Genomic DNA, 14,022 nt, shown 5'->3' with positions numbered 1-14,022 from the left:
TTGCAGATACGCCATGCAGCCCACATCAGACAGGACAGACTGGTTCCCTATCGTACTCCGCATGGAAGGCGCACGCGCGCTGGTGGTGGGGGGCGGGCAGGTTGCCGCCAATAAAACGCGCCTGTTGGTGCAGACAGGAGCGCAGGTTCACGTACAATCCGCCAACCTGTGCGACGAACTGGCCCAGATGGCCACACAACAGGCAGAGCGTGATGGCACGTTTGTCCATATCGCGCGTGATGCCATACCGGCGGATGCTGCGCAGTGGGCGGAGCAGGGATTTAGGCTCGTTTATCTCGCCACCAACGATCAGGCGCTCAACCACACACTCGCGGCCTTGTGCCAGCAACACAACCTGCCGGTCTGTGCTGTAGATGATCCGGCGGTTTCCTCCTTTATCACGCCAGCACTCATTACCCGTGGCCCTGTGCAGGTTGCCATTTCCACCGGTGGAGCGGCCCCTGTGCTGGCCCGCCGCCTGCGCACACGTATTGAACAGATCCTGCCTGACGGGCTGGGCCGTCTAGCGCGCTTCATGCAGGCACAGCGTAGCTGGCTGCGCACCCGCCTGCCCGAAGCAGGAGCACGCAGGCAGATATGGGAACATTTCATTGATGGCCCCGGCGGCAAGCTGGGCATGGATGGCCAGACAGAGGAAGCCCGCAAGGCGCTGGATCACCTGCTGGAAAACCCCGCCCCACGCGGAGAAGTCTGGCTGGTAGGGGCTGGCCCCGGCAACCCAGACCTGCTGAGCCTCGCCGCACTGCGTATGATGCAGGATGCGGATGTGGTGCTGTACGACAATCTGGTTGCCCCCACGATCATGAACTACATCCGGCGTGATGCAGAGCTTGTTTTTGTCGGCAAAAGCAGCAACCGCCACACGTTACCGCAGGGCGAGATCAATAACGAACTGGTGCGCCGGGCCAAACAGGGCCTGCGCGTGCTCCGCCTCAAAGGCGGAGACCCGTTTATTTTTGGCCGCGGCGGCGAAGAAATTGAAACACTGGCGCAGGCAGGTGTGCCTTTTCGTATCATTCCGGGCATTTCCGCCGCTAACGGGTGCGCCGCCTATGCAGGCATTCCGCTCACCCACCGCGACTGCGCCCAGTCCTGCCTGTTCATAACCGGCCATGCCCGTGCTGATGGCACCCTGCATCTGGACTGGGAAACCATAGCCCTGCACAACCAGACTGTGGTGATTTACATGGGCCTTGCCGCCCTGCCCCAGCTCTGCACGCGCCTGATCGAACACGGCCTGCCACCGGACTGGCCCGCCGCCCTGATTGAACGCGGCACCCTGCCTGAACAGCGCGTACTCTGCGCCACCCTTTCAGACCTGCCTGAAAAAGCCACGGCACAGGGTATCACCAGCCCAGCCCTGATTGTTGTGGGCGAGGTCGTTCGCCACCGCATCCTTCCCGCCGGACAATAGCCATGCCCCCCCGCTCCCTTACGGCCAGCAGAGTATCAGCCCCGGTATTGATAGCAACTCTGGCCGTAATGCTGAGCGGCTGTGCCACGCCGGTTTCGGTTCGCACTATGGGGCTGGCGGATAGCTACCGCGAACGCACGCGCAGCGCACTGGATGGGCCACGGCTGAGCAGCCAGACCCAATCGGTGCTGGCAAGCCAGAACCTGACGGACACATGGAAAAAACACCCCCAGCAGGCACTGGCCACCCTGCGCGCGAGCACACAGGCGCATTTCTACACACCAGACTTACCCAGCCAGCTTTTCGCCCTGGCGGAACTCAATTACCAGCAGGCCCGCAAAACTCAGGACCCGGCCTCCTTCATGGCGACAGCCCTGTACGCCTATGCCTATCTCCAGCCCAACGCCCCCGCCGCTGAACGCCCCACCCCGTACGATACCCGCGTGCAGCAGGCCAGCGCCCTGTATATGCTGGGCCTGACCGGCGCATTCGGCGCACCGGTCAACCCGGACAGCCAACGCTGGACACTCCCTTTTGCCACGCTAGACCTCTATGCCGCCCCTGATGCCCGGCTCTGGCACGGCCAGACCCTGAGTGACTTCCAGCCCACGGCCCGGCTCAAGGTTTCAGGGTTGCAGAACCTCTACACAACGCCCGGTCTGGGCGAGCCGCTGGCCGCCATCGTCAGCACCGACACACCGCCCAATGCTGCCTTTACCGTAACGGACAAGGTGCGTGTTCCGGTTAATCTGAACCTGAACATAGCCGACCCGCGCCATCAGGTTCTTTCAAACCAGATAACAGGCCGCATTGTCCTAACCCCGATAGACCAGACAACGCAGTTTGACACAAAACCCAACCAGCCCCCCCTGCAATACGACCAGACCGCAGCCCGCGCCATAAGCCTGAGTCAGCCTGAAATATGGTCCAGCGAATACAAGGGTTTTCTGGATGGACGCTTTTTTGACAGCGGCCGACGCTCGCAGCTTTTCGCCATAGAACCGCACCAGCACGGACGCATGCCCGTTGTGCTGATCCACGGCACGGCATCCAGCCCGGGCCGCTGGGCTGATATGGTAAACGATCTTCTGCAAGACAAAGATATCAGCAATAATTTTGAGTTCTGGTTTTTTTCCTACGCAACGGGCAACCCCATTCCGTATTCCGCCCTGCAACTCAGGCGCGCACTCAAAAAAGCACTATCGGATCTGGGTGGCCCACAGGCAGACCCTGCCCTTGGCCAGATTACACTCATAGGCCACAGTCAGGGCGGATTGCTGGCCAAAATGCTGACCATCACCCCCCATGACCGCCTGTGGAACGGGCTGATGAAACGCCCTTTATCCAGTCTGGATTTACCTGAACGCACGCGCCGTTTTCTCGAACAGGCCCTTATGCCAACCGCCATGCCTGAAATCCGGCAGGATATTTTTATCTCGACCCCCCAGCATGGCAGTTATCTGGCCGGGCTTTCCATCGCCCATTTTATTGGTGGACTTGTCACTTTTCCCGTTTCGGTAAAAGACATGACGCAGCAGATCATGGCCGGCAATGCCGATGCCATGAAACTGGATATGAGCCCTGGCCGACTGGGCAGCGTATATGCCATGTCGCCCAACAGTTCGTTCATGCGCACACTGGCTTCCATTCCGGTTGTGCCAGATGTAATCACCCACTCGATTATTCCCGTTCAGGATGACAGCCCACTGAGCGAGGCGGATGATGGTGTCGTTACTTATGAGAGCGCGCATATTGCCGGTGTCCGCTCCGAGCTGGTTGTGCGCCATTCCAGCCATTCCACACAGGCCAATCCGGTCACCATTGCCGAAGTACGCCGCATCCTACTTGAACAATTAGCCGATTTTCACGCGGACTTTCACCCCGGCGGCGATGTGGATAGACGCAATATCGTACGCATTGGCGGAAGCTACACCCCCGTATCCGACACGCCCCCCGCACACGCCCCATGACGGAACGCGCCCCCCTCCACCGTTCTGTTCTACGCACGCTCCGCCGAGGGCTTGGTCTTTTCGGTATCCTGCTTGTTGCGGTTTGGGGTGGGGCCGCCTTTTTTTATTCCACACTTGAACCCACTGCCCTGCGCCTCGGGCTGAGTGGTCTTTTTCCTGTCGCGCTGCTGGCCTGTCTGGCAATCAGGCGCCCCCTGTACCGCCGCAGCGCCATGCTGGGAATATCCCTGATTCTGGCTGTATGGTTCTTGACCGACCCGGCCCGAAACGACCGGGACTGGGCACCAGAATACAGCCAGATGGCGGACGCCACGGTGGAAGGGCGCGTGGCACATGTCACGCATATCCGCAACTTTACCTACCGCACCCCGACCGACGCCACTCCGGCTTATTACGATGCCGACTACAATCTGGACACGCTCTCCAGCGTCGATCTCGTAACCTCCTACTGGGCGGGGTCGGCCATTGCCCATGTCTTTCTCAGCTTCGGGTTTTCCGATGGACGGCATCTGGCAATCTCCATAGAAACCCGCAGGCAGAAACGCTTTGCCTACTCGACCATTGCCGGTTTTTTCCATCATTATGAACTGTTTTATGTTGCCGCGGATGAGCGTGACCTCATCGGCGTGCGCACCGATATCCGCCGCGAACAGGTTTATATCTACCGCCTTCAGCTAAGCCCCGCCGCACGAGAGCGCCTGCTGCTCAGCTACCTGTCGGAACTGCATATGCTCACCACGCATCCACGCTGGTACAATACGCTCACGGCTAATTGTACAACGGAAATTCTCGCCCGCTCCGGTGCAAGCCCGCGCTGGCGGCTGGACTGGCGGGTACTCCTGAGCGGCTATACGGCCTCGCTCGCCTATGACATCGGCCTACTGGACCAGCATGACCCATTTGCCACTCTACAGCGGCTAAGCCTGATCAAGCGCCCCGAGGGCGCAAGGCCGAGTGCAAATTACTCGCAAGAAATACGAGAGCATCTTCCACTAAACACCCCGTAAGAAAAAGAACACAAGACTTCTCAAAAGGTAAATAAAGCCCATCAAACGAGAACGAATGTCAATTTCATAGGGTTTTTTATTTTAAAAAACTTATTTACATGCAGCACGCTTCACCATTACATAGCAGCATAAGTTATGAGACCATTTTCCAGATAGGGAGCATGCAAGCCATGGTTAAAGACCCCAAGGTTATCGAATACCTCAACCTCCAGCTCACCAACGAACTGACGGCCATCAACCAGTATTTCCTGCATGCCCGCACCCTGCGCCACTGGGGCGTGACCCTGCTGGGCAAGAAAGAATACGAAGAATCCATCGAGGAAATGCGCCACGCCGACTGGCTGATCGAGCGCATTCTGTATCTGGGCGGCCTGCCCAACGTGCAGCGCCTGAACACCATCCTGATCGGTCAGGACGTGAAGGAAATCCTTGAATGCGACCTCAAGCTTGAGGAAAAGGCACTGGCCGACCTGCGCGATGGCATTGCCTATTGCGAAAGCGTGCGGGATTTCGTCTCCCGTGACCTGCTGCTGAAGATTCTGGCCAATGAGGAAGAACATGAAGACTTCCTTGACCGCCAGTTCGACCTGATCCGCCAGATCGGTATCGAGCGTTATATCCAGCTCAATTCCGCTCCGGCTCCCGATCAGGAATAAGAGCCTACCCTGCGGCGGGGCTCTGCCCCGCCCTATTTTTTATCAAACAACCCGGCATACTGCTCGGGTTTGAACCCCACCTGCACATGCCCTGCCCAGTCCAGAACCGGGCGTTTGATCAGGGTCGGGTTGGCTTTCATAAGCGCCAAGGCCCGCACAGGGGTCAGATCGGTCTTTTCCGCTGCATCGAGCCCACGGAATGTTGTGCTGGCACGGTTCAGCAGCACGTCCCACCCCAGCGCTTCCACCCAGACCTCAAGCGGCACTGCCGCCATACCATCCACCCTGTAGTCGTGAAAGACATAGGGCACACCATGGCTTTCCAGCCATTGCCGCGCCTTGCGCACGGTATCGCAGTTCTTGATCCCATACAGAACAGCCTGAGCGCTCATATTTTCCCCTTTCTGGCATGACAGCACGGCTACAGGGCCGGGCAGGTCTTTCATACACCAGCGGGTGTAATATCCAGCAGCTTTCTAAGCGCGTTCATCAACGGGGCATCAGCCACACCATCAAACGGGCGCGCGCTAGCCACATCATACGCCACACACATGGGTAGAACCCGCTGGGTCGGTGCCTCATGCGCATACCGTGGCACGATATGCGTGTGGAGCGATGGCGCCAGATTGCACCATGTTTCGTAATTGATCCGCTCGGCCCCAGTCACATGCAACAGGGCATCCCCCACCCGCACGGTGTCCGACAGATAACGCAGCCGCGCAGCCTCTGGCATGGCGTTGAGCGACTCCACATCCGGGTCAGCCATGAGAATGCAGTATCCAGCCAGCGGCTGGGTATCAGCCAGCACCAGCCACCCGCTCTCCATCCGCCCGATCACACGCGGGTCCTGCCCATTCCGAGCAAGGACAAGGCGTTTCTGGATAGGGTTTTCAGGCACGCGAGGCTTCCTCCCCCCGGATGAACGCAAACTGCGCACCGCCTTCTGCCTCATGCCGGCTGACATCACGCGGGCGGTTACCATAACGCGCCGTGACTGCTTCCAGCACAGGCAGGGAGGCATCATCCCCCCGCAGCAGGGCAATAAGCGCACGCACGCGCAGCACATCGTCATCACTGGCGATACTGTAGAAAATCGTCCGCGATTCCCGGCGAGGCACAACAATTTCCGCCCGGCGCAGCGTGCCAAGCTGCTGGCTGAGCGTAGGCTGACCAATACCCGTGCGGGTTTCCAGTTCTCCTACGGCCAGCGGCCCATGACGCAGCAGAACATCGAGAATAACCAGACGCTGCGGCTGGGCAAACAGCTTGAGCCGCTCCACCATCTGCCGCGCTTCATCCAGCAGCAGGTCACTCACGCTGTCTTCCCTCGTGCCGCACCGCCTGCAGGTGGTGTTACAGTAGCCGTATCAGCCTGCGTTTTCATGAACCATTGCGGCCCCAGCGCTTCTATTTCCTCTTGCGTCTGCCCGGCAGGCAGCACAACGGCACCGCCCGGCTCCCAGCCTTCGGGGGTGAGCACATCGCCTTTACTCACGCGCTGCAAGGCAGCGAGGGTGCGCTTCATTTCATCCACCGAGCGGCCAACCGTCATGGGGTACCATGTCACCACCCGGACAATGCCCTGCGGGTCGATAAAATAGGTTCCCCGCACGGTGGCACTGTTCCGGGCCGCCGCATCCAGCATGCCATAGGCCTGCGCAATAACCAGCGAAGGGTCTTCCACAATCGGGAACGGCACCGATACGCCAAACTGCGTGCGAATGGCCTCCACCCACGCCAGATGCGCGGGCAGGCTGTCAACCGAAAGCCCTACCAGCGCACAGCCCATGGCGCGAAATTCCGGCTCCGCACGGGCCAGCGCAAGGAACTCGCTGGTGCAGACCGGCGTAAAGTCAGCAGGGTGCGAAAACAGCAGAACCCATTGCCCACGCAAACTGCTGAGGGTCAGGACACCGCGTGTCGTGCGGGCCATGAAATCCGGCGCGGTGTCACCAATCCTGAGAGACACCGCGGCAGGCGGCGCTGAGCCGGGCTGAGGCGATTGATCATTCATTCGGTCTGTTTATGCGAAAAGCAACTCTTGACGCAAGATGGTTTCATATTTAGTGAAAGTAAATATACATTGTTACTGAAAATTATAAACCTTCAGGAGCGCACATGTCGGACCTTGCCCTTTCCGCCGCTTATGACCAGATCGTGGCAGCCGGTACCCACCCGCAGGCCCGACCCTGTCTCCGCAGCTTTTTTGACGAGACAACCTTTACCGCAACCCATGTCGTGCATGACCCGCGCACACGGGCTGCCGCCATTATCGACAGCGTCATGGATTACGACCCGGCCTCGGGCCGCACGTCCTTCCATTCTGCCGAACAGGTTGTGGCCTATGTCCGCCATGAAAACCTGAATGTGCTCTGGCAGCTTGAAACCCATGCCCATGCCGATCACCTATCCGCCGCACCATGGCTCAAGAAGCAGCTTGGCGGGCGTATTGGCATAGGGGCCGATATCGTGCAGGTGCAGCAGACCTTTGGCACCATTTTCAATGCCGAGCCCGCCTTTACCCGCGATGGTGCACAGTTCGATCATCTGTTTACCGATGGGGAAACCTTCACTCTAGGCGACCTGCCCGCCATTGCGCTGCATGTGCCGGGCCACACCCCGGCGGATATGGCGTTTATCATTGGCGATGCGGCCTTTATTGGCGATACGCTGTTCATGCCCGATTACGGCACGGCCCGGGCGGATTTTCCCGGTGGCAGCGCCCGCACGCTCTACCAGTCCATCCGCCGCCTGCTCTCCCTGCCTCCCCAGACCCGCCTGTTCCTGTGCCACGACTACAAGGCCCCAGGACGCGATCGCTTCGTATGGGAAACAACCGTGGCAGCCGAACGCCAGAACAACATCCATGTGCATGACGGAATCAGCGAGGATGCTTTTGTTTCCATGCGCACGGCGCGTGACGCCACACTGTCCCTGCCGAACCTGATCATGCCATCGGTTCAGATCAACATGCGGGCAGGCCATTTGCCCGCACCCGAAAACAATGGCATCAGCTATATCAAGATACCCGTAAACACGCTCTGACACCCGCCGGACGGTTCCTGCTGCCATGTTATCCCACTCCCTGCTTCAGTCCGGCCTGCTCCATATCGGTGTGGAACTGTTCTGCGGTGCGCTGATCGGTTTTACACTCGGGCTGATCGGCGGGGGCGGGTCCATTCTGGCGGTGCCACTCATGGTATACGCGGTGGGGGTGCCCAACCCGCATGTCGCTATTGGCACCAGCGCACTGGCTGTGGCCATTAACGCCCTGATCGGGCTGGCCCAGCATGCCCGCGCCGGTACCGTCAAATGGCGCTGCGCGGGTATTTTTGCCTCCTGCGGTGTGGTGGGCGCTTTTCTAGGGGCCGGTCTGGGCAAGGCTATGGATGGCCAACGCCTGTTGCTGCTGTTTGCGCTGCTTATGATCGGCGTAGGGGCACTCATGCTCCATGGCCGCAAAAACCTCGGCTCCCCCGGCGCAAGCTGCAACCGCCATAACGCCCCAAAGGTCATGACATACGGGCTTGGGGCAGGCCTGCTTTCGGGCTTTTTTGGTATTGGCGGGGGGTTTCTGATCGTGCCGGGGCTTATGGCCTCCACCAGCATGCCCATTCTGAACGCGGTTGGCACATCGCTTGTTGCTGTTTCGGCATTCGGGTTCAGCACGGCCCTCAGCTACACACTCTCTGGTTATGTCGACTGGCAAATGGCAACACTGTTCATTGCCGGGGGGGCTCTGGGCAGTATTCTGGGCACACGCGCCGCCCGCTCCATGGCAGGATCAACCGGGCGGCTGACAAGCTTTTTCGCCGGCGTGATCTTTCTCGTGGCTTTTTACATGATCTGGCAGGGTATCAGCCGGCTGTAACCCTTCGTGCGGCCGCCAGCGCCACATGCAACTGCTCGAAAATATTCTGCTGCCCCACGGCCTCGGCAATATGGTGGCGCTCCATATCCGCCAGCGCATAAGGCAGCACACGCCCGAAAAAAACCTGTATCTGCTCAGCTTTCAGCCGTTCGAGCACGTCATGCACTACACGGGCGGCGGAATAATCAATATCCGTAATGGCGCTGCAATCCACCACAAGACAGCGCACCGGTTGGGGGGCCGTATCCACCAGAAGCGTGATATCTTGCGCAAAACGCTGGCAGTTTGCATAGAACAGGTCTGAGCTGAACCGATAGACAATCAGCCCCGGCTCGGTCTGTATGCCTGCTCGCACGGGTTCCACTTCCATAGTGCCGGTCGCGGTATCAGGCCGCAGCACCATGGTGTGTGGTTTGTAGCTATGGCGCACATGCCGGAACAGGGACAGCGCTATAGCAATGAAAATACCCTGCTCAACCCCGACCCCCACCACCGTGACAGCCGTAACCAGTGCCAGCCAGAACTCCCCCGGGCTTTCACGCCGGATACTGTTGAGAGCCGCTACATCCACCATGCCTGCCGCAACGCAGAACACGACTGACGCCAGCACGCATTGCGGCAGCCAGGCCAGCGGGCCGGTCAACGCCAGCAACACGCACACGGTCACCCCGGCAAACACCACCTGTGCCCGCTGGGTCATGGCTCCGGCCCGCACGGCCATGGCGGTTTGGGTCGGGCTGCCATTGACCGTAAAAGTCCCGCTAAGCCCCGCCACAGCATTGGCCGCGGACAGCCCGAGAATATCGCGGTTTTCATCCACGGTTTCGTGGAACATATCGGCAAAGGCCCGGGAGGTAGCGGCACTCTGGGCAATGATGACAAACACGCAGGATGCCGAAACCGGAAGCAGGGCCAGCATGTTTTCCCATGGAATGACCGGCACGTGCAAAACAGGCAACCCACCGCGCACCGGCCCCAGCAGTTCCACACCATGGGCAGCAGGCAAGCCACTCCAGCCCAGCAGTATCCCCAGCCCCACCACGGCAAGAGCCACGGGTATGCGCGGCCTGTATTTCTGCCCAAGCAGCAAAACCAGACAGGCCATAACAGAAATCAGGGCTGCCGCCCCATTGGCGTGAGGGAGACCGCGCACCAGTTCCACCACCTGCAAAGCAGGCGTATGCCGAGCCGATACAAGACCGAGCATGTCATACAGCATGCCAAGTCCCACCTGCACCCCAACACCGGCCAGAAACCCCACCAGCACGGTACGGGAAAGAAAATCAGCCAGAAATCCTAGCCGACACAACCGGGCCACCAGCAAAAACCCGGCATTGAGCAACGCAACCGCACTAACCATGCTGATATAGGCAGCCCCACCCACAGGGGCCATGCCAGACAGTGCCCCCGAAAAAATAGCCGCCGTTGCCGAATCTGCCGCCACGACCAGATGCCGCGACGCCCCCAGTGCAGCAAAAGCCAGTAACGGCAGCAGCACCGTATAAAGTCCGGTTACGGCGGGCATGCCCGCAATGCGCGCATACCCCAGCACCTGCGGAATATTCATGGAAGCAAGGGAAAGCCCCGCCAGCGCATCGCGCCAGAAACCGGCGGAAACCTTCAAGCCAAAGGCACCCTCCCCCTTGCGTTCCATGGCCATGATTGCTCCTTCTGTCCGCTAGGCACACGCTACGGTGCGCGCCGGGCCGCCGTTTTCATCATCAGCCGCAGCGGGTTTGCACATAAACCGGAACATGCAACATTCGCGGTTTTTCCACATAGGGACAGATCATGACCGTTACCGTGTACCATAACCCTGCCTGCGGCACATCGCGCTCCGTTCTGGAACTGGTGCGTCAGGCCGGGATCGAGCCTGAAATTGTCCTTTACCTGAAAACACCCCTCACCCGGGCTGATCTGGATGCACTGGTAAAACAGGGCCCTGCCACTGCGCGCGACCTGCTCCGCAGCAAGGAAAAACTCTGTGCTGAACTGGGACTGGACAAGCCCGATGTGACGGACAGCCAGATTCTGGACGCCATTGCCGCCCACCCCGTTCTGCTGAACAGGCCGGTTGTGGCCACACCGCGTGGTGTAAAAGCGTGCCGCCCGGCAGATACGGTCGTATCACTTCTGCCGTAACCGGGAATACACGGCCCTGCTGTCATGCTGCGGGGCCGTGTGTCTGTTGCTCAGAACTCGACGACGGTGCGGATACTTTCGCCGCGTTCCATCATGTCAAAGCCTTCGTTGATACGCTCCAGCGGAAGCTTGTGCGTAATCAGGTCGTCAATGTTGATCCGGTTCTCCATATACCAGTCAACAATCTTCGGAACATCCGTACGACCACGCGCACCACCAAAGGCAGAGCCAATCCAGCGCCGTCCCGTCACAAGCTGGAACGGACGCGTGCTGATCTCCTGACCCGCAGCCGCAACACCGATAATCGTCGAAACACCCCAGCCACGATGCGCGCATTCCAGCGCCTGACGCATCAGTGTCGGGTTGCCAACACATTCAAACGTGTAGTCGGCCCCACCGCCCGTCAGTTCCACAAGGTGCCCGACAATATCGCCATTCGGCCCAAGATCACGCGGGTTTACAAAATCCGTCATCCCGAACTGGCGCGCCATCGCCTCACGCGCAGGGTTGATGTCAACACCGATAATCCGGTCCGCACCCACCATCTTCGCGCCCTGAATCACGTTCAGACCAATGCCGCCAAGGCCGAACACCACAACCGTCGAGCCGGGCTCCACCTTCGCCGTGAACAGAACTGCGCCAAGGCCTGTCGTGACACCGCAGCCAATGTAGCAGACCTTGTCAAACGGCGCGTCCGGGCGGATTTTCGCCAGCGCGATTTCCGGCAGAACCGTGTAGTTCGCAAAGGTCGAGCAGCCCATGTAATGATGGATCGGCTGTCCCTTGAACGAAAAGCGCGATGTGCCATCGGGCATCAGCCCCTTGCCCTGTGTCGAGCGGATAGCCGTGCACAGGTTCGTCTTGCGCGAAAGGCATGATTTGCACTCACGGCACTCAGGCGTATAGAGCGGGATTACGTGGTCGCCCGGACGCAGGTGCTGCACGCCAGCGCCAACCTCCACAACAACGCCAGCCCCTTCATGCCCCAAAATCGCCGGAAAAAGACCCTCAGGGTCCGCTCCAGAAAGCGTATACTTGTCCGTGTGGCAAAGCCCGGTCGCCTTCACCTCAACAAGAACCTCGCCCGCGCGCGGACCTTCAAGCTGAACGCGCTCAATCTCCAAAGAACGTCCAGCCTCAAATGCTACCGCTGCCCTTACGTCCATTCTCTTTACTCTCCCGCTTCATGCACCACAGGGCCAGCGAAAAACTGACCGTATCGTTACTGTTTCGTACTATAGGCCATGCTCCATGCAAAGGGCAGGCCAGTACATCGGCACGTGCCATGCGCTCACACCGGAGTGATCGCCCCTTGCGCAAGGACCTACGGACAACCTCGGGGCGGCAAACTGCGGACAAATAGCCCATATTTAATGGCATATATTTTAGATATGGATTGTCCATCATTCATATATTGGACATTGGCCTGAGCCGGGTTTTTACAATGAGCGCAATCGCTATCCTGCGTCTCACTGGAGTATCCCGACCGTGACCTATACCGTTGGCATGTATCTTGCAGACCGCCTTGTACAAATCGGGCTGAAGCACCATTTCGCCGTTGCGGGCGACTACAACCTCGTTCTGCTGGACCAGTTGCTCCTGAACAAGGGCATGGAACAGATTTACTGCTGCAACGAGCTGAACTGCGGCTTTAGTGCAGAAGGATATGCCCGCTCCAATGGTGCTGCGGCTGCCGTGGTCACTTTCAGTGTCGGCGCCATTTCCGCCATGAATGCCATTGGCGGTGCTTATGCCGAAAACCTGCCGGTTATCCTGATTTCGGGCGCGCCCAACAGCAACGATCACGGCACCGGCCACATCCTGCACCACACAACCGGCAAGACCGATTACGGCTATCAGTTGGAAATGGCGCGTCAGGTCACCTGTGCGGCTGAAAGCATTACCGATGCCCAGTCCGCCCCCGCCAAGATCGACCATGTAATCCGTACGGCCCTGCGTGAGCGCAAGCCCGCGTATCTGGAAATCGCGTGCAATATTTCCTCCGAACCCTGCGTGCAGCCCGGCCCTGTCAGCAGCCTGCTGGCCGAGCCCGAAATCGACCAGACAAGCCTAAAAGCCGCTGTGGACGCCACGGTTGCCTTTCTGGAAAAATCCACCAAGCCCGTCATGCTGGTGGGCAGCAAGCTGCGCGCCGCCAACGCACTGGCCGAAACCGAAACACTGGCTGACAAGCTGCAATGCGCCGTAACCATTATGGCCGCGGCAAAAGGCTTTTTCCCTGAAGACCACGCAGGTTTCCGTGGCCTGTACTGGGGCGAAGTTTCAACTCCCGGCGCGCAGGAACTGGTAGAAACCACCGATGCGCTGCTGTGCATTGCCCCTGTGTTCAATGACTATTCAACGGTTGGCTGGTCCGCATGGCCCAAAGGCCCGAATGTCATTCTGGCCGAACCCGACCGCGTTACGGTTGATGGCCGGGCCTATGACGGCTTTACCCTGCGCGCCTTCCTGCGCGCTCTGGCAGAAAAAGCTCCCGCGCGCCCGGCTTCCGCACAAAAAGGCAGCGTGCCGACATTCTCGCTCCCCGCAACCTCAGATGAAGCCGGACTGACGAATGACGAAATCGTTCGCCATATCAACGCCCTGCTGACATCAAACACCACGCTGGTAGCCGAAACGGGCGATTCATGGTTCAACGCCATGCGCATGACGCTGCCGCGCGGCGCACGGGTGGAGCTGGAAATGCAGTGGGGCCATATCGGCTGGTCCGTGCCTTCCTCCTTTGGCAATGCCATGGGCTCTCAGGATCGCCAGCATGTGGTGATGGTGGGAGATGGTTCTTTCCAGCTCACCGCTCAGGAAGTGGCGCAGATGGTGCGCTACGAACTGCCCGTTATCATTTTCCTGATCAACAACCGTGGTTATGTCATTGAAATTGCCATTCATGACGGCCCTTACAACTACATCAAGAACTGGGATT

Annotated in this window: 14 protein-coding genes; 8 read left to right on the top strand and 6 right to left on the bottom strand. The window is 59.3% G+C overall.

Annotated features, from left to right (window positions below; translation table 11 throughout):
- The first annotated feature begins 13 nt into the window (after positions 1-13).
- The 4 genes from cysG to bfr all read left to right on the top strand — a co-directional run bounded on the left by cysG (position 14) and on the right by bfr (position 5,068).
- Positions 14-1,435, top strand: coding sequence for a siroheme synthase CysG (gene cysG, locus ABF757_RS08775; RefSeq protein ID WP_415481836.1), 1,422 nt, complete (start codon positions 14-16; stop codon positions 1,433-1,435).
- Positions 1,436-1,437: 2 nt separating this feature from the next.
- On the top strand, positions 1,438-3,405 hold the full coding sequence (locus ABF757_RS08770; protein ID WP_415481835.1) for an esterase/lipase family protein: 1,968 nt from the start codon (positions 1,438-1,440) through the stop codon (positions 3,403-3,405).
- Positions 3,402-4,412 carry an Lnb N-terminal periplasmic domain-containing protein gene (locus tag ABF757_RS08765; protein WP_415481833.1) on the top strand — a complete coding sequence of 337 codons (1,011 nt, stop codon included), beginning with the start codon at positions 3,402-3,404 and terminating at the stop codon, positions 4,410-4,412. Before ABF757_RS08770 ends, ABF757_RS08765 begins: the two co-directional genes overlap by 4 nt.
- 170 nt (positions 4,413-4,582) lie before the next feature.
- A complete protein-coding gene (gene bfr, locus ABF757_RS08760) occupies positions 4,583-5,068 on the top strand; it encodes a bacterioferritin (protein WP_025860721.1) in 486 nt (161 codons plus the stop codon).
- 32 nt (positions 5,069-5,100) lie between these two features.
- Here the strand turns inward: bfr and ABF757_RS08755 are convergent, their stop codons facing one another.
- The 4 genes from ABF757_RS08755 to ABF757_RS08740 are packed head-to-tail and all read right to left on the bottom strand — an operon-like array spanning position 5,101 to position 7,082.
- Positions 5,101-5,460 carry an arsenate reductase gene (locus ABF757_RS08755; RefSeq protein ID WP_415481832.1) on the bottom strand — a complete coding sequence of 120 codons (360 nt, stop codon included), beginning with the start codon at positions 5,458-5,460 and terminating at the stop codon, positions 5,101-5,103.
- A 50-nt stretch (positions 5,461-5,510) separates the two neighbouring features.
- The gene (locus tag ABF757_RS08750; RefSeq protein WP_415481831.1) at positions 5,511-5,966 is read right to left on the bottom strand and encodes an HIT family protein; all 456 of its coding nucleotides are present in this window, start codon (positions 5,964-5,966) and stop codon (positions 5,511-5,513) included.
- Entirely contained in the window at positions 5,959-6,351 is a 393-nt protein-coding gene (locus ABF757_RS08745; protein ID WP_415481854.1) for an ArsR/SmtB family transcription factor, read from the bottom strand. Before ABF757_RS08745 ends, ABF757_RS08750 begins: the two co-directional genes overlap by 8 nt.
- 29 nt (positions 6,352-6,380) lie before the next feature.
- A complete protein-coding gene (locus ABF757_RS08740) occupies positions 6,381-7,082 on the bottom strand; it encodes a peroxiredoxin (RefSeq protein WP_415481830.1) in 702 nt (233 codons plus the stop codon).
- Positions 7,083-7,186: 104 nt separating this feature from the next.
- On the opposite strand from ABF757_RS08740, the gene ABF757_RS08735 reads away from it, so the two are divergent.
- Both ABF757_RS08735 and ABF757_RS08730 read left to right on the top strand, forming a co-directional pair.
- Positions 7,187-8,113 carry an MBL fold metallo-hydrolase gene (locus ABF757_RS08735; protein WP_415481828.1) on the top strand — a complete coding sequence of 309 codons (927 nt, stop codon included), beginning with the start codon at positions 7,187-7,189 and terminating at the stop codon, positions 8,111-8,113.
- Positions 8,114-8,138: 25 nt separating this feature from the next.
- A complete protein-coding gene (locus ABF757_RS08730; RefSeq protein ID WP_415481827.1) occupies positions 8,139-8,939 on the top strand; it encodes a sulfite exporter TauE/SafE family protein in 801 nt (266 codons plus the stop codon).
- On the opposite strand, the gene ABF757_RS08725 is transcribed toward ABF757_RS08730, so the two are convergent.
- Entirely contained in the window at positions 8,926-10,593 is a 1,668-nt protein-coding gene (locus ABF757_RS08725; RefSeq protein WP_415481853.1) for a SulP family inorganic anion transporter, read from the bottom strand. The genes ABF757_RS08730 and ABF757_RS08725 overlap by 14 nt on opposite strands.
- 137 nt (positions 10,594-10,730) lie before the next feature.
- Between ABF757_RS08725 and arsC the strand changes: the two genes are divergently transcribed.
- Positions 10,731-11,081: an arsenate reductase (glutaredoxin) gene (gene arsC, locus ABF757_RS08720; protein WP_415481826.1), complete on the top strand. Its 351-nt coding sequence runs from the start codon at positions 10,731-10,733 to the stop codon at positions 11,079-11,081.
- A 50-nt stretch (positions 11,082-11,131) separates the two neighbouring features.
- Here the strand turns inward: arsC and ABF757_RS08715 are convergent, their stop codons facing one another.
- Positions 11,132-12,247 carry an S-(hydroxymethyl)glutathione dehydrogenase/class III alcohol dehydrogenase gene (locus tag ABF757_RS08715; protein WP_415481825.1) on the bottom strand — a complete coding sequence of 372 codons (1,116 nt, stop codon included), beginning with the start codon at positions 12,245-12,247 and terminating at the stop codon, positions 11,132-11,134.
- 322 nt (positions 12,248-12,569) lie between these two features.
- Here ABF757_RS08715 and ABF757_RS08710 point away from each other — a divergent pair.
- The coding region (locus ABF757_RS08710; protein ID WP_415481824.1) for an alpha-keto acid decarboxylase family protein at positions 12,570-14,022 on the top strand (1,453 nt) is incomplete at its 3' end.

Origin of the sequence: Acetobacter papayae (genome assembly GCF_047721125.1) — a bacterium.
In the GTDB taxonomy this organism is placed as follows: Bacteria; Pseudomonadota; Alphaproteobacteria; order Acetobacterales; family Acetobacteraceae; genus Acetobacter; species Acetobacter papayae.
This window is presented reverse-complemented; position numbering and strand designations above follow the sequence as displayed.

What these genes read in the sequence shown, in the direction of transcription:
- cysG (WP_415481836.1), top strand. Translation starts at nt 14, where the DNA reads ATGCAGCCCACATCAGACAGGACAGACTGGTTCCCTATCGTACTCCGC.
- ABF757_RS08770 (WP_415481835.1), top strand. Translation starts at nt 1,438, where the DNA reads ATGCCCCCCCGCTCCCTTACGGCCAGCAGAGTATCAGCCCCGGTATTG.
- ABF757_RS08765 (WP_415481833.1), top strand. Translation starts at nt 3,402, where the DNA reads ATGACGGAACGCGCCCCCCTCCACCGTTCTGTTCTACGCACGCTCCGC.
- bfr (WP_025860721.1), top strand. Translation starts at nt 4,583, where the DNA reads ATGGTTAAAGACCCCAAGGTTATCGAATACCTCAACCTCCAGCTCACC.
- ABF757_RS08755 (WP_415481832.1), bottom strand. Translation starts at nt 5,460, where the DNA reads ATGAGCGCTCAGGCTGTTCTGTATGGGATCAAGAACTGCGATACCGTG.
- ABF757_RS08745 (WP_415481854.1), bottom strand. Translation starts at nt 6,351, where the DNA reads ATGGTGGAGCGGCTCAAGCTGTTTGCCCAGCCGCAGCGTCTGGTTATT.
- ABF757_RS08740 (WP_415481830.1), bottom strand. Translation starts at nt 7,082, where the DNA reads ATGAATGATCAATCGCCTCAGCCCGGCTCAGCGCCGCCTGCCGCGGTG.
- ABF757_RS08735 (WP_415481828.1), top strand. Translation starts at nt 7,187, where the DNA reads ATGTCGGACCTTGCCCTTTCCGCCGCTTATGACCAGATCGTGGCAGCC.
- ABF757_RS08730 (WP_415481827.1), top strand. Translation starts at nt 8,139, where the DNA reads ATGTTATCCCACTCCCTGCTTCAGTCCGGCCTGCTCCATATCGGTGTG.
- ABF757_RS08725 (WP_415481853.1), bottom strand. Translation starts at nt 10,593, where the DNA reads ATGGAACGCAAGGGGGAGGGTGCCTTTGGCTTGAAGGTTTCCGCCGGT.
- arsC (WP_415481826.1), top strand. Translation starts at nt 10,731, where the DNA reads ATGACCGTTACCGTGTACCATAACCCTGCCTGCGGCACATCGCGCTCC.
- ABF757_RS08715 (WP_415481825.1), bottom strand. Translation starts at nt 12,247, where the DNA reads ATGGACGTAAGGGCAGCGGTAGCATTTGAGGCTGGACGTTCTTTGGAG.